Source organism: Streptomyces rapamycinicus NRRL 5491 (assembly GCF_024298965.1).
Classification (GTDB): domain Bacteria; phylum Actinomycetota; class Actinomycetes; order Streptomycetales; family Streptomycetaceae; genus Streptomyces; species Streptomyces rapamycinicus.
Map to the genome: position 1 here is coordinate 2,401,716 of NZ_CP085193.1, position 21,713 is coordinate 2,423,428.

A 21,713-nucleotide genomic window follows, 5' to 3' on the forward strand; every position below is an offset into this window, starting at 1 on the left:
CCTGCCCTTTCACTGTAGAGTCACTGATTCGCTCAGAAAGTTCCAAGTTCGTCATTGAGTAGCTTGAGAACTTGGTCCATATCGGCTGATTCCAAGTCGTCACTCCGTGCCTGCGCGCCATCGTCCAGCCGTGAATCCCCCAATGCCAGGATGAGCCCCTTGAGGCGTGCTGAGATCTGAGCCCTCTCGTCCTCGCGATAGCGCAGCCGAGAGAGAGTGACTTCCAGCCTGTCGAATTCAGCCAGCACAGTGCGTGCGGACATTTTCGTTTCGCTCTGGACGACTCCACGAATCTGAGAATCCAGGTAGTGCGCGACCGCAAGCGGTGTCGGATGGTCGAAGACCAGCGTCGCCGGCAGACGCATCCCCGTGGTTGTACTGAGCTGGTTGCGGAGCTCGACCGCGGTAAGCGAGTCGAAGCCCAACTCCTTCAATGCTCGGTCAGGGTCTATGCCGGTGTGACCGCTGTGCCCCAGGACGGACGCGGCGTGGGTGAGGACCAGATCCAGCAAGAGCTGCTCTCGTTGCTCCGGCGTGGCCAGAGCCATCTGCTCCTTCCATGCCTCCGCACTCTGCTGACCAGCCGCGACCTTGCGATACGGCGCGCGAACCAGTCCCCTCATCAACGCTGGAACCGCGTCGGCGCGCTTCCTGGCCGCCTTCAGGTCCACCTTCATCGACAACACATGGGGCCGCTCCGTTGCCGAGGCAGCGTCGAGTAGGCCGGCGGTCCTCTCTGATGCGATGTGACCCCAGGCGAGGGAGAGTGCGGGCAGGCCGTGGGCGTGGCGGTGCTGGGCGAGGGCGTCGAGGAAGGCGTTGGCCGCCGCGTAACTCCCCTGCCCACCGGCCCCCAGGGTGGCCGCGGCAGAGGAGTACAGCACGAACGCCTCCAGGCCCATGTCCCGGGTCAGCTCATGCAGATGCCAGGCCGCGTCCACCTTCGGCGCCAACACCCGCCGGACACGCTCATCACTCAGCCCCTCCACGACACCGTCGTCCACCACCGCTGCGGTGTGGACCACGCCCCTGAGCGGCACCTCCGCCGGAACACCAGCCAGCAGCTCACGTACCGCTTCCCGGTCGGCCACATCACAGGCGGCCACGGTGACCGACGCCCCAGCCGCCTCCAGATCGGCCACCAACTCCGCCGCCCCCGGGGCATCCGCGCCCCTACGGCTGGCCAGCAGCAAATGCTCCACCCCGCGCTCGACCGCCAGATGCCGGGCCACCACACCCGCCAACACACCCGACGCCCCCGTCACCAACACCGTCCCACCCGAGACCAACGGCACAGACGCCCCAGAGGCCGTCGCGAGCTTAGCCACGCGGGACAAGCGCGGGACGAGGACAGTGCCACCCCGGACCGCCAGCTGCGGCTCCTCACCAGCAGCGAGGGTCCGCACCACCGCATCTGCCGCAACAGCGCTGATCTCGCTGCCGTGCTCAGGGTCATGGTCCAGGAGGAAGAACCGGCCGGGATTCTCGGTCTGCACCGACCGCAACAAACCCCACACCGGAGCCTGCACCAGATCAGCCACATCCTCCCCCATCTCCGTAGCGACCGCACCACAAGTGACCACCACCAAACGAGAGGCAGCCAACCGCTCCTCACCCAGCCACGACCGCACCGAAGACAGCACAGTGGAAAGCGACTCCCGCACCCGAGCGGCCAAGCCGTCGCCTGTACTCGTCGGGCAGGACAGGACCACCGTCTCGGGTACCGACTCACCCTCATCGAGCGCGCTGATCAGCGCGGGCACATCCACATAGCGCCCGTACGACCCACCCGCGCGGACCACCGCCTCACCCAGCCCCGGATCCCGCCCCACGACCGCCCACGAACCCCCAGCAGCAGCCGGAGCCGACGTGGCCACCGGCTGCCAGTCCAGCTCGAAGAGCGAGTCGTAACGACTGGTCTGGGCCGCCTGCAACTGCTCAGCCGAGATCGACCGCAGAACCAGCGACTCAACGGACACCACCGGCTGACCCGCCGCATCCGCCACCTCCAACGACACCGCATCCGACCCCGCCCGGGTCAACCGCACCCGCACCACCGACGCACCCGAAGCATGCAACCGCACCCCCGACCACGCAAAAGGAATTCGCACCGAACCCGACCCCAACTCCACATCCGGCTCCTGCTCGAAGTCCGCCAAGGCCACGGCATGCAGGATCGCGTCCAGCAACGCGGGATGGACTCCGAACCGCTCCACCTCACCAACCCGCTCCTGCGGAAGACGGACCTGAGCGAACACCTCCTCACCACGCCGCCAGACCACCTCCAACCCCCGAAAAGCCGGACCATAGCCAAACCCACGCTCAGCGAGCCCGGCGTAGAACCTCTCCGGATCCGACATCACCACCTCAGCACCCACCGGAGGCCACTGCTCCAACACCACCCCGCCACCAGCAGGCGACTCCCCCGCCACCAGCAACCCGCTCGCATGAGAGCTCCACACCGCGTCATCAGAGCCCGTCGCATCCTCGAGGTGCGAGTAGATCGCAACCGGCCGCAGACCAGCCGCATCCGGCTCCTCAACCACCACCTGAACCTGGACACCACCCTGCTCGGGCAGAACCAACGGCGCCTCCAGCGTCAGCTCCTCCACCCGACCGCAACCGACCTGATCGCCCACACGGATGACCAACTCGACCAGCGCAGCTGGTGGCACCAGCACCGAACCCAAGACACGGTGGTCGGCGAGCCATGGGTGTGTCTCCAGCGAGATGCGTCCGGTGAAGAGCTGTCCACCTTCGGCGAGCGGGACCGCGGCTCCCAGGAGAGAGTGTTCAAGAGCCTCCAGGCCCAGACCACTGGCATCGACCGCCACAGTCGGAGCATCGAGCCAGTAGCGCTCCCGCTGGAACGCATACGTCGGCAACGACACCAACGCCCCACCACCCGACCCGGCCACCCCACCCAGAACGGGCATCCAGTCAACGGCCACCCCATTGACATGCAACTGAGCGAGCGAGGTCAGAACCTGCCCAAGAGTGTCCTGGTCACGGCGCAACGTCCCGGTCACCACCGCCTGACCACCAGCGGCCTCCACCGCCTCCTCCACACCCACCGTCAACACCGGATGAGCACTGACCTCAACAAAAACCCCATAACCCTCGGCGACCAGGACATCCACCGCCTCGGCGAAACGCACCGGCCGCCGCAGATTCCGGAACCAATAACCCCCATCCATCTCCCCGGGCGACACCCACTGCCCAGTCACCGTCGACAACAACGGCACCCACTCGCCACCATCCCGAGGACTCAAGCCATCCAGAACCTCAGCCAGCTCGCTACGGATCTGCTCAACCTGCGTGGTGTGGGAGGCATAATCCACCGGGATCCGCCGCGCCCGCACCCCCTGCTCCTCACACACAGCCCGCACCCGCTCCACCGCCAGCGCAGGCCCGGCCACCACCACCGAACCAGGACCGTTGACCGCCGCCACCTCCACCCCAGCCCAGACACCGCCCTCAATCCACCCCACAGCCTCCTGCTCAGAAACAGCCACCGACAGCATCCCGCCCAGACCAGCCAAACGCTCACCGATCAACCGCGACCGCAACGCCACCACCTTGCACGCATCCTCCAACGACAACAGACCCGCCACATACGCAGCCGCCACCTCACCCTGGGAATGACCCACCACCGCCGCCGGCTCCACACCAAACGACCGCCACACCCCCGCCAAAGCCACCATCACCGCAAACGACACCGGCTGCACCACATCCACCCGATCCAACGACGGCGCCCCCACCTCCCGCCGCAACACCCCCCGCACCGACCAATCCACCCACCCCGACAACACCCGCTCACACTCAGCAATCCCCTCAGCAAACACCACCGACTCATCCAACAACCGCGCACCCATACCCACCCACTGCGCACCCTGACCAGGGAAGACAAACACCGGCCGACCCACCCCCGACCGCACACGACCCACCACACCACCACCAACAGCAGCCCCACCTTGCGCCAGACCCACAAGCCCAGCAGTCAACTCCTCCACATCCGAACCAAGGACGACTGCGCGGTGCTCGAACACCGCGCGGGAGCTCACCAGACCACGCCCCACACCCACCACATCCACGCCACCACCATCAGCCTGGGCAGCGCTGAGGAACTCCAACAGTCGGCTGGCCTGAGCCGCCAACGCACCCGCACTACGCCCCGACACCACCCACGGCACCACCGCAGGTGCCACACCCTCGCCGTCAGATAGCTGACCAGCCGGGGTGTGCTCCGCCAGCGCCTGGACCGCCGGTGCTTCCTCCACGATGACGTGGGCATTGGTTCCCGACACACCGAAAGAAGACACACCCGCCCGCCGGACCCGCTCTCCACGCGGCCAAGCCACAGCCTCGGTCAGCAGCTCCACAGCGCCCGCGTCCCAGTCCACATGCGAAGACGGCTGATCCACATGCAACGTGCGCGGCAGCATCTCCCGGTTCAGGGCCATGACCATCTTGATCACACCACCCACACCAGCTGCAGCCTGCGTGTGACCGATGTTCGACTTCAACGACCCCAACCACAACGGCCGACTGTCCTCCCGACCCTGCCCATAGGTGGCCAGCAGAGCCTGGGCCTCGATCGGATCGCCGAGCTTCGTGCCGGTGCCGTGACCCTCAACAGCGTCCACGTCCGCCATCGTCAGCCGGGCGTTGGCCAGTGCCTGCCGGATCACCCGCTCCTGCGACGGACCATTCGGCGCCGTCAACCCATTCGACGCACCATCCTGATTCACCGCAGAACCACGCACCACCGCCAACACCCGATGCCCACGCGCCCGCGCATCCGACAACCGCTCCAGCAACAACACGCCAACACCCTCACCCCAACCGGTGCCATCCGCCGCCTCGCCATACGCCTTGCACCGCCCGTCCACCGACAAGCCACGCTGACGGGAGAACTCCACAAACGTCCCCGGAGTCGACATCACCGCCACACCACCGGCCAACGCCATCGAACACTCACCACTACGCAACGCCACACTCGCCTGATGCAACGCCACCAACGACGACGAACACGCCGTATCCACCGTCACCGCCGGACCTTCGAGCCCGAAGGTGTACGCCAGGCGCCCCGACGCCACACTCCCAGCACTCCCCGACCCCAGATAACCCTCAAGATCCGCCGGAAGCGCCGTCAGCCTCGAGGCATAGTCGTTGTACATCACCCCCATAAACACACCCGTCGCCGACCCACGCAGCCCACCCGGATCAATCCCAGCCCGCTCCATCGCCTCCCACGACGCCTCCAACAACAACCGCTGCTGCGGATCCACCGCCAACGCCTCACGCGGCGACATCCCAAAAAACTCCGCATCAAAATCCGCCGCCTCATGCAGAAACCCGCCCGACCGCACATACGACGTCCCCGCATGCGCCGGATCCGGGTCATACAACCCCTCCAGATCCCAACCACGATCAACAGGAAAACCGGAAATGGCATCCGTCCCACCGGCCACCAAATCCCACAACCCCTCCGGCGAAGTCACACCACCCGGATACCGGCAGCCCACCCCCACAATCGCGATCGCCTCCGCATCCACACCCACCACAGCCGGCACCACAACAGCAGCATCCGACCGCACACCCGCACCCAACCGACCGTCCAGATACCTGGCGATGGCCGAAGGCGTCGGATAGTCAAAGATCAACGTGGTCGGGAGTCGAAGTTCGGTGGCCGCCCCAACCTGATTGCGCAGTTCGATCGCAGTGAGGGAGTCGAAGCCCAGATCCTTCAGCGCCCTGTCGGCATCGATTCCAGCAGGGTCCGCATGCCCCAGCACCGTCGCCACATGGGAGCGAACCAGCTCCAGCAACAACCGCTCACGCTCCCCCGACGCCACACCCGCCAACCGATCCCGCCACGCACCAGAACCATCACGCCCCACCGCAACCCGGCGCACCGCACCCCGCACCACATTCCGCAACAACGCCGGGACCAACACACCACCACGCCCACGAAACGCCCGCACATCCACACGCACCGGCAACACCACACCACGCCCCACACCCTGAGCGACATCGAAAAGAGCGAGACCCTCTTCGGTGGTGAGTCCGGTGGTGCCACCGCGAGCCATGCGAGCGAGGTCGGTCTCGCTGAGGTTCTGGGTGATTCCGCTGGCTTGCGCCCACAGCCCCCAGCCCAGGGAGAGTGCGGGCAGGCCGTGGGCGTGGCGATGCTGGGCGAGGGCGTCGAGGAAGGCGTTGGCCGCCGCGTAACTCCCCTGCCCACCGGCACCGAGCGTGGCCGCGGCAGAGGAGTACAGCACGAACGCCTCCAGGCCCATGTCCCGGGTCAGCTCATGCAGATGCCAGGCCGCATCCACCTTCGGCGCCAACACCCGCCGGACACGCTCATCACTCAGGCCCCCCACGACACCGTCGTCAACGACCCCCGCGGTGTGCACCACACCCCTGAGCGGCACCTCCGCCGAAATCCCGGCCAGCAACTCACGTACCGCTTCGCGATCGGCCACATCACACGCGGCGACGGTGACCGACGCCCCAGCCGCCTCCAACTCAGCCACCAGTTCCGCCATCCCCGGTGCGTCCGAGCCCCTACGGCTGGCCAGCAGCAGATGCTCCACCCCACGCCCGACCACCAGATGCCGGGCCACCACACCCGCCAACACACCCGACGCCCCCGTCACCAACACCGTCCCGCCCGACACCAACGGCACAGACGCCTCAAGGTCCACTGCAGGCTTGGCCACACGAGACAAGCGCGGAACCAGGACCGTGCCACCCCGGACCGCCAGCTGCGGCTCCTCACCAGCGACGAGCACCCGCACCACCGCATCTGCCGCAACAGGGCTGATCTCGCTGCCGTGCTCAGGGTCATGGTCCAGCAGGAGGAACCGGCCGGGATTCTCGGTCTGCACCGACCGCAACAAACCCCACACCGGAGCCTGCACCAGATCGGCCACATCCTCCCCAGTCTCCGTAGCGACCGCACCACAAGTGGCCACCACCAGACGGGACCCGAACAAGCGCTCCTCACCCAGCCACCCCTGCACCGAAGACAGCACAGCGGAAAGCGACTCCCCCACCCCGACAACCACGTCCTCGTCACCGCTCATCGGGCAGGACAGCACCACAGTCTCAGGCACCGCCCCGCCCTCATCGAGCGCACTGATCAAGGCGGACACGTCCGCGTAGCGGACACACGACCCGCCCGCACGGCCCACCGCCTCACCCAGACCGGCATCCGGCCCCACTACCGCCCACGAACTCCCAGCGGCCGATGCCCGGGGAGTGTCCGCGGGTTGCCAGTCCAGCTGGAAGAGCGAGTCGTAACGACTGGTCTGGGCCGCCTGCAACTGCTCAGCCGAGATCGACCGCAGAACCAGCGACTCAACGGACACCACCGGCTGGCCCGCCGCATCCGCCACCTCCAACGACACCGCATCCGACCCCGCTCGGGTCAATCGCACCCGCACCACCGACGCTCCCGAGGCATGCAACCGCACCCCCGACCACGCAAACGGAACACGTACGGCTTGCTCATCCTCGTCCGAAGCGATCAGCGCCACCGCATGCAAAACGGCGTCCAACAACGCGGGATGCACCCCGAACCGCTCCGCCTCAGCCACACACTCCTGCGGAAGACGAACCTGAGCGAACACCTCTTCACCACGCCGCCAGACCGTCTCCAACCCCCGGAAAGCCCGACCATAGCCAAACCCACGCTCAGCGAGCCCGGCATAGAACCCTTCCGGATCCGACATCACCACCTCAGCACCCACCGGCGGCCACTGCTCCAACACCACCCCACCATCGCCAGCAGCAGATGACGGCTCCTCCACGGCCAACAGCCCACGCGCGTGGCAGTTCCACACCGCATCGTCCGCGTTCGCCACGTCCTCAAGATGCGAGTAGACCGCAACCGGCCGCAGACCGGCCGCATCCGGCTCCTCGACCACCACCTGAACCTGGACACCGCCGCGCTCGGGCAGGACCAGCGGCGCCTCCAGCGTCAGCTCCTCCACCCGACCGCAACCGACCTGATCGCCCGCACGTATCACCAACTCGACCAGTGCGGCCCCCGGGACCAGCACCGATTCCAGCACCCGGTGATTAGCCAGCCACGGGTGTGTCTCCAGCGACAGCCGGCCCGTGAGGTAGACCGAATTGTGTGCCGCGGATTTCAACATCGCGCTGAGCAGCGAATGGTCAACATGCCCCTGCCCGATGCCGGTGGCGTCAACTGCTTGGATCGGAGCATCGAGCCAGTACCGTTGCCGTTGGAAGGCGTAGGTGGGCAGGTCCAGGCGAGGCACCGAGGTATTGGTGGCAGCGCCCAGCGCGGGTGACCAGTCGATAGACACCCCGGTGACGAACTGCCGTGCCAGGCAGTTCAACAGCGCCTGTACCTCGGGCTGGTCCCGGCGCAGGGAGGCGATGACCTCCGGCTCAGCGCCGGAGCCGTCCTCACCGTCGGCATCGATGTGGTGGGCGAGGCAGTTGTGCGCCATGGCGCTCAGAACGCCATCGGGTCCCAGTTCCACGAACCGTGTCACCTGACCGTCCTCAGCCAGCCACTCCACACCGGGGCCGAACAACACCGCCTGCCGGACATGACGCACCCAATACTCCGGCGAACACACCTCCTCCGCCCCAGCCGGTCGACCCGTCACATTGGAGATCACCGTCAACCGCGGCGGAGCAAACGACAGCCCCTCCAGCACCTGCCGGAAACCGTCCAGCATCGGCTCCATCAACGCCGAATGGAACCCATGCCCCACCCGCAGACCCTTCACCTTCCGACCCAGACCACGCCAATACTCAGCCACCCGGGCCACCGCAGCCTCCTCACCGGAGACCACCACCTGATCCGGCCCATTAACCGCCGCAACCTCCACCACACCACCAAGCCCGGACCCAGCCCGCAGATCCTCCAGAGCCTGGCCCATCTCCTCAGCGCCAGCCTGGACCGAGACCATCACCCCACCACCAGGCAGGCCCTGCATCAGCTGTCCGCGAGCCGCGACAAGCGTGCAGGCATCCTCCAACGACCACACCCCCGCCACATACGCCGCCACCACCTCACCAATGGAATGCCCAACCAGGAAATCCACCCGCACCCCGAAAGACTCCATCAACCGGAACAGCGCCACCTCCAACGCAAACAACCCCGCCTGCGTAAACACCGTCCGATCCAACAACCCCCCACCCTCAGGAGCACCAGCAGCAGCGGCGAACACCACCTCCTTCAACGGCCGCTCCAGCAACCCATCGAAGCGTTCACACACCTCATCAAACGCCACCGCGAACACAGGAAAGGCCTCATACAACTCCCGCCCCATCCCCGCCCGCTGACTCCCCTGACCAGAGAACAACACCGCCACACGCCCACCCGACCGCACACGCCCCGCAACCACACCACCACCAGCACCACCAACGGCAGTCTCCGCCAGCCTCTGAAGCCCAGCAGTCAGCTCCTCCACATCCGAGCCCAGAACCACCGCCCGATGCTCAAACACCGCACGCGAACCCACCAGAGCACGCCCCACACCCACCGCATCCACGCCACCGTCAGCCTGAGCAGCGCTGAGGAACTCCAGCAGTCGGCTGGTCTGAGCAGCCAATGCCCCCGCGCTACGCCCCGACACCACCCACGGCACCACCGCAGGTATCACCTCGGGCGCCACATCCCCGCCAGCGGATTCCTCTGCCGGTGCTTCCTCGATGATGACGTGAGCATTAGTCCCGGACACGCCGAAAGAAGACACACCCGCCCGCCGCACCCGCTCCCCACGCGGCCAAGCCACAGCCTCGGTCAGCAGTTCCACGGCGCCCGCGTCCCAGTCCACATGCGACGACGGCTGGTCCACATGCAACGTGCGCGGCAGCACCTCACGGTTCATGGCCATGACCATCTTGATCACACCACCCACACCAGCAGCAGCCTGCGCATGGCCGATGTTCGACTTCAACGACCCCAACCACAACGGCCGACCACCCTCACGCTCCCGCCCATAGGTGGCCAGCAGCGCCTGCGCCTCAATCGGATCGCCAAGGGTCGTGCCCGTCCCATGCCCCTCGACGGCGTCCACATCCGCCGCCGACAACCGGGCATTGGCCAGCGCCTGCCGGATCACTCGCTCCTGCGACGGACCATTCGGCGCCGTGAGTTGGCTGCTCTTACCGTCCTGGTTGACGGCCGAGCCACGCACCACCGCCAGGACGCGGTGCCCCTTCGCCCGAGCGTCGGACAGCCGCTCCAGCAACAGCACGCCGACACCCTCACCCCAGCCGGTACCGTCCGCCGCCTCGCCATACGCCTTGCAGCGACCATCAGCCGACAGCCCACGCTGTCGGGAGAACTCCACAAACGTCCCCGGAGTCGACATCACCGCCACCCCACCGGCCAACGCCATCGAACACTCACCACTACGCAACGCCACACTCGCCTGATGCAACGCCACCAGAGACGACGAACACGCCGTATCCACCGTCACCGCCGGACCCTCAAGACCAAACACATACGCCAAACGCCCCGACGCCACACTCCCAGCACTCCCCGACCCCAAATAGCCCTCAAGATCCGCCGGAAGGGCCGTCAGCCTCGAGGCGTAGTCGTTGTACATCACGCCCATGAACACGCCCGTGGCCGACCCGCGCAGCTCAGCCGGATCGATCCCGGCCCGCTCCATCGCCTCCCACGACGCCTCCAACAACAACCGCTGCTGCGGATCCACTGCCAACGCCTCACGCGGCGACATCCCAAAAAACTCCGCATCAAAATCCGCCGCCTCGTGCAGAAACCCGCCCGACCGCACATACGACGTCCCCGCATGCGCCGGATCCGGGTCATACAACCCCTCCAGATCCCAACCACGATCAACGGGGAATTCCGAGACCGCATCCACCCCACTCGCCACCAAATCCCACAATTCCTCGGGCGAGGCCACACCACCCGGATACCGGCAACCCACTCCGACAATCGCAATCGGCTCCCGCGCGCGCTCCTCAACCTCGCGCAGGCGCCCCCGAGCCTCACGCAGGTCAACAGTGGCTCGCTTGAGGTACGTACGTAGCTGCGCCGCGTCCGCCATCGAGGAATTGCCTTCCTAGAAGATGTGGGCCAAGGGGGAGGGTTCAGAGGAGCTATATGTGTTAAAGGTCACCGTCGAGGAGTTCGAACAGCTCCTCATCAGTCGCCGATTCGATGCTCTCGGCGTCGGCGACGTCACCCGTGCCGCGCTTCTTGAACTGAGTCAGAACATCCGTCAATCGACCAGCCGCCATGGAATGCTCCTCGTCGGCAAGGGAAACGTTGCCGAGCATCGCGTGGAGCTTCTCAATTTCCGCCAGTACGCCATGTGCGCTGGTCCGTTCAGGCCTCGCGACACTGTCGCCAAGGCGTGAGGCCAGATACTTCACGAGAGCTATGGGAGTCGGATGATCGAAGACCACAGTGGTGGGAAGCCGAAGACCTGTTGCCGTACCGAGGTGATTACGTAGTTCCACCGCGGTGAGGGAATCCAAGCCCATTTCGAGGAGCCCGCCCTCTGCGTCGATGTCGTGGGGGTCGGTTCGTCCCAACACGGTGGCAAGGTGGGTACGGACCAGGTCGAGCAGCAGTTGTGCCCGCTCTTCGGGATCGGCCATGGCGATGTGCTCGCGCCACTCGGTGCCCGAGCCGCCACCACCGTGCCCGGCCGCTGCCTTCCGGACCGGCCGGCGCACCAACTGACGCAGCACCGATGGCACCGGCACCGGCCGATCCCCCAACGTCTTGAGGTCCATCCGCACCGGCATCACCGCAGCGCGGCCCACCTGCATCGACCGATCAAACAGCGCCAAGGCATCTTCACTGGCCATCGGCACGATTCCCGAGCGATGTGCACGGGCCGCATCAGCAGAGCTGAGGTTCTGGGTGATTCCGCTGGCCTGTGCCCACAGGCCCCAGGCGAGGGATACGGCGGGCAGGCCGTGGGCGTGGCGGTGCTGGGCCAGGGCGTCGAGGAAGGCGTTGGCCGCCGCGTAACTCCCCTGCCCACCGGCCCCGAGCGTGGCCGCGACGGAGGAGTACAGCACGAACGCCTCCAGGCCCATGTCCTGAGTCAGCTCATGCAGATGCCAGGCCGCGTCCACCTTCGGCGCCAACACTCGCCGGACACGTCCCTCGGTCAGCCCCTCCACGACACCGTCGTCAACGATCCCCGCGGTGTGCACCACGCCCCTGAGCGGCACCTCCGCCGGAACACCAGCCAGCAGCTCACGTACCGCTTCGCGGTCGGCCACATCACAGGCGGCCACGGTGACCGACGCCCCAGCCGCCTCCAGCTCAGCCACCAACTCTGCCGCCCCCGGGGCATCCGCGCCCCTACGGCTGGCCAGCAGCAGATGCTCCACCCCGCGCTCGACCACCAGATGCCGGGCCACCACACCCGCCAACACACCCGACGCCCCCGTCACCAACACCGTCCCACCCGAGACCAACGGCACAGACGCCCCAGAGGCCGTCGCGGGCTTGATCACGCGGGACAAGCGCGGGACCAGGACGGTCTCGCCCCGGACCGCCAGCTGGGACTCCTCACCAGCGACGAGCACCCGCACCACCGCGTCCGCTGCAGCAGGGCTGATCTCGGGATCGTGGTCCAGGAGGAGGAACCGACCGGGGTTCTCGGTCTGCACCGACCGCAACAAGCCCCACACCGGAGCCTGCACCAGACCCGCAATGCCCTCACCCGCCCCAGGGGCGACCGCACCACAAGTGGCCACCACCAGACGAGAAGCAACCAACCGCTCCTCACCCAGCCACCGCTGCACCGAAGACAGCACAGTGGAAAGCGACTCCCGCACCCCGACAACCACATCTACATCACCGCTTGTCGGGCAGGACAGCACCACGGTCCCGGGTATGGCCTCGCCCTCATCAAGCGCGGTGATCAACGCGGACACGTCCTCGTATCGGGCATACGACCCGCCCGCACGGCCCACCGCCTCACCCAGCCCGGCATCCGGCCCCACGAGCGCCCACGAGCTCCCAGCAGCCGATGCCCGTGAGGTGTCCAGAGGTTGCCAGTCCAGCTGGAGCAGGGAGTCGTAACGGCTGGTCTGGGCCGCCTGCAGCTGCTCAGCCGAGATCGGCCGCAGAGCCAGCGACTCAATGGACACCACCGGCTGGCCCGCCGCATCCGCCACTTCCAGCGCCACCGCATCCGACCCCGCTCGGGTCAACCGCACCCGCACCACCGACGCACCCGAGGCATGCAACCGCACCCCCGACCACGCAAACGGAACACGCACCGAACCCGACCCCAACTCCACATCCGGCTGCTGCTCGAAACCCGTCAACGCCACCGCATGCAAAACGGCGTCCAGGAGCGCCGGATGCACCCCGAACCGCTCCGCCTCAGCCACACGCTCCTGCGGAAGGCGGACCTGAGCGAACACCTCCTCACCACGCCGCCAGACCGTCTCCAACCCCCGGAAAGCAGGACCATAGCCAAACCCACGCTCAACGAACCCGGCATAGAACCCCTCCGGATCCGACATCACCACCTCAGCACCCACCGGAGGCCACTGCTCCAACACCACCCCCCCACCGCCAGCGGCCGACTCCCCCGCCACCAGCAACCCGCTCGCATGAGAGCTCCACACCCCGTCGACCTCATCTGGACGAGACCGCACCTGTACGCTGCGAAACCCGTCCTCTTCTTCTACATCGCCCACCACGACCTGAAGCTGGACGCCGCCCCGCTCCCCAAGGATCAGCGGATCCTGAAGTGTGAATTCCTCCACCGCGTCACAGCCCACATGAGCCGCGGCGCTCAGAGCCAACTCGACCAGTGCCGCTCCCGGCACCAGCACCGATCCCAGCACTCGATGATCAGCCAGCCATGGATGCGTCTGCAGCGACAGTCGTCCCGTGAGGAAGACCCCGTCGCCGACGGGCGGCTCCAGAGCGGCTCCGAGCAGTGGGTGTTCGACGATTTCCAGGCCGAGGTCGGTGGCGTTGATTGTTTGATTCCGGGCCTCGAGCCAGTAGCGCTGCCGTTGGAAGGCGTAGGTGGGCAGGCCCAGGTGAGCCCCCGGGGCATTGCTCTCGCCGAGCGCGGGGACCCAGTCAATAGCCGCCCCGGTGGTGAACTGCCGTGCCAGACAGGTCAGCACGGCATTCACCTCAGACTGGTCCCGGCGCAGGGAGGCAATGACCTCCGGCTCATTGCCAGAACCAGGATCGTTGTGGTGGGCGATGCAGTTGTGAGCCATCGCCGTCAGGACACCATCGGGTCCCAGTTCTACAAACCGTGTCACCTGACCGTCCTCGGCCAGCCACTCCACACCGGGGCCGAACAACACCGCCTGCCGGACATGACGCACCCAATACTCCGGCGAACACACCTCCTCCGGCTCCGCCGGTCGACCCGTCACATTGGAGATCACCGCCAGCCGAGGGGCAGCGAAGGACAACCCTTCCAACACCTGCCGGAAACCGTCCAGCATCGGCTCCATCAACGCCGAATGGAACCCATGCCCCACCCGCAGACCCTTCACCTTCCGACCCAGGCCCCGCCAATGGTCAGCCACCCGGGCCACCGCAGCCTCCTCACCGGAGACCACCACCTGATCCGGCCCATTAACCGCCGCAACCTCCACCACACCACCAAGCCCGGACCCAGCCCGCAGATCCTCCAGAGCCTGGCCCATCTCCTCTGCCGTGGCCTGGACCGAGGCCATCGCCCCGCCGCCAGGCAGATCCTGCATCAGCCGCCCCCGGGCCGCGACGAGCGTGCAGGCATCCTCCAACGACCACACCCCCGCCACATACGCCGCCACCACCTCACCAATGGAATGCCCCGCCAGGAAATCCACCCGCATCCCAAAGGACTCCATCAACCGGAACAGCGCCACCTCCAACGCAAACAACCCCGCCTGCGTAAACACCGTCCGATCCAACAACCCCCCACCCTCAGGAGCACCAGCGGCGAACACCACCTCCTTCAACGGCCGCTCCAACAGCACATCAAACCGCGCGCACACCTCATCAAACGCCACCGCGAACACAGGAAAGGCCTCATACAACTCCCGCCCCATCCCCGCCCGCTGACTCCCCTGACCAGAGAACAACACCGCCACACGCCCACCCGACCGCACGCGCCCCGCAACCACGCCAACAGCACCAGTCGAGCTCGCGGTCTCGCCCTCCGCCAGGCCCTTAAGCCCAGCCTCCAGCTCGTCCACATCCGAACCCAGAACCACCGCCCGGTGCTCGAACATCGCACGCGAGCTCACCAGAGCGCGCCCCACGCCTGCCACATCCACGCCACCACCATCAGCCTGGGCAGCACGCACGTACTCCAGCAGCCGACCCGCCTGGGCCGCCAACGCACCCGCACTACGCCCCGACACCACCCACGGCACCACCGCAGAGGGCACAACCCCGCCAGCGGAAGCCGCCTCCTCACTCAAGGCCCCATCCACCGGTGCTTCCTCAAGAATGACGTGAGCATTAGTCCCCGAGACGCCAAAAGAAGACACCCCAGCCCGCCGCACCCGCTCGCCACGCAGCCAAGCCACAGGCTCCGCCAGCAACTCCACCGCGCCCGCATCCCAGTCCACATGCGAAGACGGCTGATCCACATGCAACGTCCTCGGCAGCATCTCCCGGTTCAGGGCCATGATCATCTTGATCACACCACCCACACCCGCAGCCGCCTGCGTATGACCGATGTTCGACTTCAACGACCCCAACCACAACGACCGGCCACCCTCACGCTCCCGCCCATACGTAGCCAGCAAGGCCTGAGCCTCGATCGGGTCACCAAGCGTCGTACCGGTCCCATGCCCCTCGACGGCATCCACATCCGCCGCCGACAACCGGGCACTGGCGAGGGCCTGCCGGATCACCCGCTCCTGCGACGGACCATTCGGCGCCGTCAACCCATTCGACGCACCATCCTGATTCACCGCAGAACCACGCACCACCGCCAACACCCGATGCCCACGCGCCCGAGCATCCGACAACCGCTCCAACAACAACACACCGACACCCTCACCCCAACCGGTGCCATCCGCCGCCTCGCCATACGCCTTGCAGCGACCATCAGCCGACAGCCCACGCTGTCGGGAGAACTCCACGAACGTCCCCGGAGTCGACATCACCGCCACCCCACCGGCCAACGCCATCGAACACTCACCACTACGCAACGCCACACTCGCCTGATGCAACGCCACCAACGACGACGAACACGCCGTATCCACCGTCACCGCAGGACCCTCAAGACCAAACACATACGCCACACGCCCGGACATCACACTGGCCGTATTGCCCGTCATCACATATCCGTCAGCGCCGCTCGGCACGGTCGAGAAGCGAGTCAGGTAGTCCTGGTTATTGGCTCCGATAAACACGCCGACGGGCGTTCCCGTCAGTTCGGAAGGGTTGATCCCAGCAGTCTCTATGGCCTCCCAAGACGTCTCCAGGAGAAGCCGCTGCTGCGGATCCATGGCCGACGCCTCACGCGGAGAAATGCCGAAGAACTCCGCATCGAAGCCCGCCGCGTCGTCCAGGAATCCGCCGCTCATCGCATAGGTCTTGCCGGACCGATCGGGATCCGGGTCGTAGAGGTTCTCGAGGTCCCAGCCACGGTCGGAGGGGAACCCGGAGATCGCGTCCACCCCACCGGCTACCAGGTCCCACAACTGCTCGGGCGAACCCACGCCACCCGGGTACCGGCACGCTGCCCCCACGATCACGACGGGGTCAGTGCCTGCATCGTCCTCCGCCTGGCCTCCTGGAGACGTGGCCAGCGGCCACCTGCCCGAGGTTTCACCTTCGTCTTCCCCGAAGAGTTGCACCCGAAGATGGGCGACAAGAGCAGCAGGGGTGGGGTGGTCGAAAACCACTGTGGTGGGCAGGGCCAGCCCGGTAACCGCGTTGAGCCGGTTGCGCAACTCGACCGCCGTCAGGGAATCGAATCCAAGGTCCTTCAGAGCACGGTTCGCCGCGATATCCCCGGCGTCTCCATAATTCAAAACGGCTGCGACATGGGCGCGAACCAGTTCGAGCAGCAGCCGCTCCCGCTCCTCAGCAGAAGCCTCGGTGAGCTGCGTCAGCCAGGCAGACGTATTCTCCCGCGTCGGCGGACGGGTCTCCTCGATCGCCCGCGCCGCCTCCGGCAGATCCATCAGCAGCGGGCGAGTGCGGGCCGCGGTGAACCCCGGGACAAAGCGCTCCCAGTCCACATCGGCCACGGTCACCGATGCTTCCTCCGCGTCCCATGCCTGCTGCAATGCCACGACAGCCAGTTCCGGTGGCATCGAACGCAGTCCGCGGCGGCGCACCATCTCCTCGGCGGCGTCGATCACAGCCATACCGGCGTCGGCCCATGCACCCCATGCGATGGAGGTCCCGGCCAGTCCGAGGGCCCTGCGGTGTTCGGCCAGAGCATCGAGATACGCGTTGGCGGCCGCGTAGCTGCCCTGCCCGCCACTCCCCCAGGTAGCGGCGGCGGAGGAGAACAGCACGAAGGCGTCGAGCTCCATCTCCCGAGTCAGCTCATGGAGGCATCGCGCGCCCGTCACCTTCGCATCGAGCACGTCGGCGAAGCTCTCCAAGCCGGTCTCGACCACCGGTCGAAGGTCGCCACCTGATCCGGCGGTGTGCACGATCGCGGACAGCGGGTGTTCGTCGGGAAGAGTGGCCAGCAGAGTACGTACCGCTTCCCGGTCGGCGACATCGCATGCGGCCACGGTCACGGAGGCTCCCGCGGCCTCCAGCTCGGCCACCAGCTCGGCTGCTCCTGGGGCCGCGGGCCCGCGCCTGCTGACCAAGAGAAGGCGTGCCGCTCCCGCCTCGGCCAGCCAACGAGCGACATGCCCGCCCAACGCGCCGGTGCCACCTGTGATCAGCACCGTGCCGCGCGGCCGCCGGACCCCGCCGAGCGCGGCGCTCGGCTCTCCGGTCCGGGCCCGTACGAGGCGCCGTACGAAGGCTCCCGACGTCCGAATCGCGACCTGGTCCTCACCGGCGGAGGAAACGAGGGCAGCGAGCCATCGCCGTGCCGCTCGGTCATCAAGTACATCGGGGAGGTCGATCAGACCTCCCCACCATTGGGCGTGTTCCAGTCCGATGACCCGGCCGAGTCCCCACACCATCGACTGCAGTGGCGAGGGCAGCGCATCGGAACGGCCGACCGCGACAGCACCCCTGGTCATCAGCCAAAGGGGCAGATCCATAGCGAGGTCGCTCAGCGCATGGACAAGGGTCAGCGTCGCCGCCGCGCCGGCTGGAGCCGCTGGGTGAACAGGTCCCGTCCCATCGTCCAATGCCAGGAACGACAGCACCCCGGCCACCGAGGTCGTGCCACCGTCGATGCCCTCCTCGGCGTCATGACGGGCGACGGCGGCACGGATGTCCTCGGCAAGGGCCGCCCGGTCGCCTTCAGCACTGGCGGATACCTCAAGAGGCACCACGGACGCTCCGCTGCGGGCCAATGCGGTGAGGGCATCGTGAACCCATGTCGTCATGGCGCGGGATCCAGCAGGCACAACGGCAAGCCATGTCCCAGTGAGCTTCGGGTCGCCAGCACCGCCACTCGCTCCGGACTCAACGATCGGCTTCCACACGACCCGATAGCGCCAGTCATTGACCGTGGAGCGCCGGTTCTCCCTACGATGCCAATCCGCCAGCACCGGCAGAACCTCATGGAACCCGGGCTCACGTTCGTCGTCTGCCAGTCCCAGAAGGGCGGATACGGCTTCGGCGTCCTCCTCATCCACGGCAGACCAGAAGCGCGACTCTTTGGCCGACGCCTTCGTGGTCGGGCCTTCGACGACCTTCGCTTGGGCCTCGGGCCAGTAGCGTTGACGTTGGAAGGCGTAGGTGGGCAGATCCAGACGGGCCCGCGGGGCGTTGCTGTCGCTGTCGCCGAGTACGGGGGTCCAGTTGATGGGGGTGCCGGTGGTGAACTGCCTTGCCAAGCAGGCGAGTAGGGCCTTGACTTCGGGCTGGTCCCGGCGCAGGGAGGCGATGACCTCCGGCTCAGCGCCGGAGCCGTCCTCGCTGTCGGCATCGATGTGGTGGGCGAGGCAGTTGTGGGCCATGGCGGTCAGAACGCCGTCGGGGCCGAGTTCTACGAACCGTGTCACCTGGCCGTCTTCGGCCAGCCACTCCACGCTGGGGCCGAACAACACCGCCTGCCGGACATGACGCACCCAATACTCCGGCGAACACACCTCCTCCGCCCCAGCCGGTCGACCCGTCACATTGGAGATCACCGTCAACCGCGGCGGAGCAAACGACAGCCCCTCCAGCACCTGCCGGAAACCGTCCAGCATCGGCTCCATCAACGCCGAATGGAACCCATGCCCCACCCGCAGACCCTTCACCTTCCGACCCAGACCACGCCAATACTCAGCCACCCGGGCCACCGCAGCCTCCTCACCGGAGACCACCACCTGATCCGGCCCATTAACCGCCGCAACCTCCACCACACCACCAAGCCCGGACCCAGCCCGCAGATCCTCCAGAGCCTGGCCCATCTCCTCAGCGCCAGCCTGGACCGAGACCATCACCCCACCACCAGGCAGGCCCTCCATCAGCCGCCCCCGGGCCGCGACAAGCGTGCAGGCATCCTCCAACGACCACACCCCCGCCACAAACGCCGCCACCACCTCACCGATCGAATGCCCCGCCAGGAAATCCACCCGCACCCCGAAAGACTCCATCAACCGGAACAGCGCCACCTCCAACGCAAACAACCCCGCCTGCGTAAACACCGTCCGATCCAACAACCCCCCACCCTCAGGAGCACCAGCAGCAGCGGCGAACACCACCTCCTTCAACGGCCGCTCCAGCAACCCATCGAAGCGTTCACACACCTCATCAAACGCCACCGCGAACACAGGAAAGGCCTCATACAACTCCCGCCCCATCCCCGCCCGCTGACTCCCCTGACCAGAGAACAACACCGCCACACGCCCACCCGACCGCACACGCCCCGCAACCACACCACCACCAGCACCACCAACAGCACCAGCACCAGCACCAGCACCAGCACCAGCACCAGCAGCCTCCGCCAGCCTCTGAAGCCCAGCAGTCAGCTCCTCCACATCCGAGCCAAGAACCACAGCCCGGTGCTCGAAGACCGCGCGCGAACTCACCAGAGCACGCCCCACGCCTGCCACATCCACGCCACCACCATCAGCCTGGGCAGCACGCACATACTCCAGCAGCCGACCCGCCTGAGCCGCCAACGCACCCGCACTACGCCCCGACACCACCCACGGCACCACCGCAGAGGGCACAACCCCGCCAGCGGAAGCCGCCTCCTCACTCGGGGCTTCCTCTGCCGGTGCTTCCTCAAGGACGACGTGGGCGTTGGTCCCGGACACGCCGAAGGAGGACACGCCCGCCCGCCGGACCCGCTCCCCACGCGGCCAAACCACAGCCTCAGCCAGCAGCTCCACAGCGCCCGCGTCCCAGTCCACGTGCGAGGACGGCTGGTCCACATGCAACGTGCGCGGCAGCATCTCCCGGTTCAGCGCCATGACCATCTTGATCACACCGCCCACGCCCGCAGCCGCCTGCGTGTGACCGATGTTCGACTTCAAAGCTCCCAGCCACAACGGCCGACCGTCTTCCCGACCCTGCCCGTAGGTGGCCAGCAGCGCGTGTGCCTCGATGGGATCGCCGAGCTTCGTGCCGGTGCCGTGGCCCTCGACAGCGTCCACGTCCGCCGCCGACAGCCGGGCGTTGGCCAGCGCCTGCCGGATCACCCGCTCCTGCGACGGACCATTCGGCGCCGTCAACCCATTCGACGCACCATCCTGATTCACCGCAGAACCACGCACCACCGCCAACACCCGATGCCCACGCGCCCGAGCATCCGACAACCGCTCCAACAACAACACACCGACACCCTCACCCCAACCGGTGCCATCCGCCGCCTCGGCAAATGCCTTGCAGCGACCATCAGCCGACAGCCCACGCTGACGGGAGAACTCCACGAATGCGATGGGTGTCGACATCACTGTCGCCCCACCAGCGAGGGCCATCGAGCACTCGCCGCTACGCAGCGCCACACCCGCCTGGTGCAGGGCCACCAGCGACGAGGAACACGCGGTGTCCACGGTCACCGCCGGCCCCTCAAGGCCGAACACATAGGCAAGGCGGCCGGACATGGCACTGGCCGTGTTACCCGTCAGAAGGTACCCATCACCGTCTTCGACGTCGTCCTGGAACCGCGAAAGATAATCCTGACCATTGGCTCCGATGAATACCCCGACTGGTGATTCGCTCAGCTCGGAAGGGTTGATCCCGGCGGCCTCTATGGCCTCCCAGGACGTCTCCAGCAGGAGCCGCTGCTGCGGATCCATCGCCAGCGCCTCACGCGGAGAAATACCGAAGAATTCGGCATCGAAATTCGCCGCATCATGCAGGAACCCGCCACTCACGGCATAGGTCTTCCCAGGCCGACCCGGGTCCGGATCGTACAGATCCTCCAGCCCCCACCCACGATCGGCAGGGAAACCGGAAAGCGCGTCCGCGCCGTTGGCCAGCAGAGTCCAGAGCTCATCCGGCGACCCGGCATTCCCCGGATACCGGCAGGCCATGCCGACGATGGCAATCGGTTCGTGTGCACGGTCTTGCAACTCACGCAGACGCCCACGGGCATCGCGAAGGTCGGCCGTAGCACGCCGCAGATAATCGAGAGTCTTCTCGTCAACCGACATGGTTCTAT

Annotated in this window: 2 protein-coding genes; both read right to left on the reverse strand. The window is 66.8% G+C overall.

The window, feature by feature from the left end; translation table 11 throughout:
• Positions 1 to 32: 32 nt before the first annotated feature.
• On the reverse strand, positions 33 to 11,072 hold the full coding sequence (locus LIV37_RS09815) for a type I polyketide synthase (RefSeq protein ID WP_185058144.1): 11,040 nt from the start codon (positions 11,070 to 11,072) through the stop codon (positions 33 to 35).
• A gap of 61 nt (positions 11,073 to 11,133) precedes the next feature.
• Entirely contained in the window at positions 11,134 to 21,705 is a 10,572-nt protein-coding gene (locus LIV37_RS09820; protein ID WP_121825646.1) for a type I polyketide synthase, read from the reverse strand.
• Positions 21,706 to 21,713 lie beyond the last annotated feature (8 nt).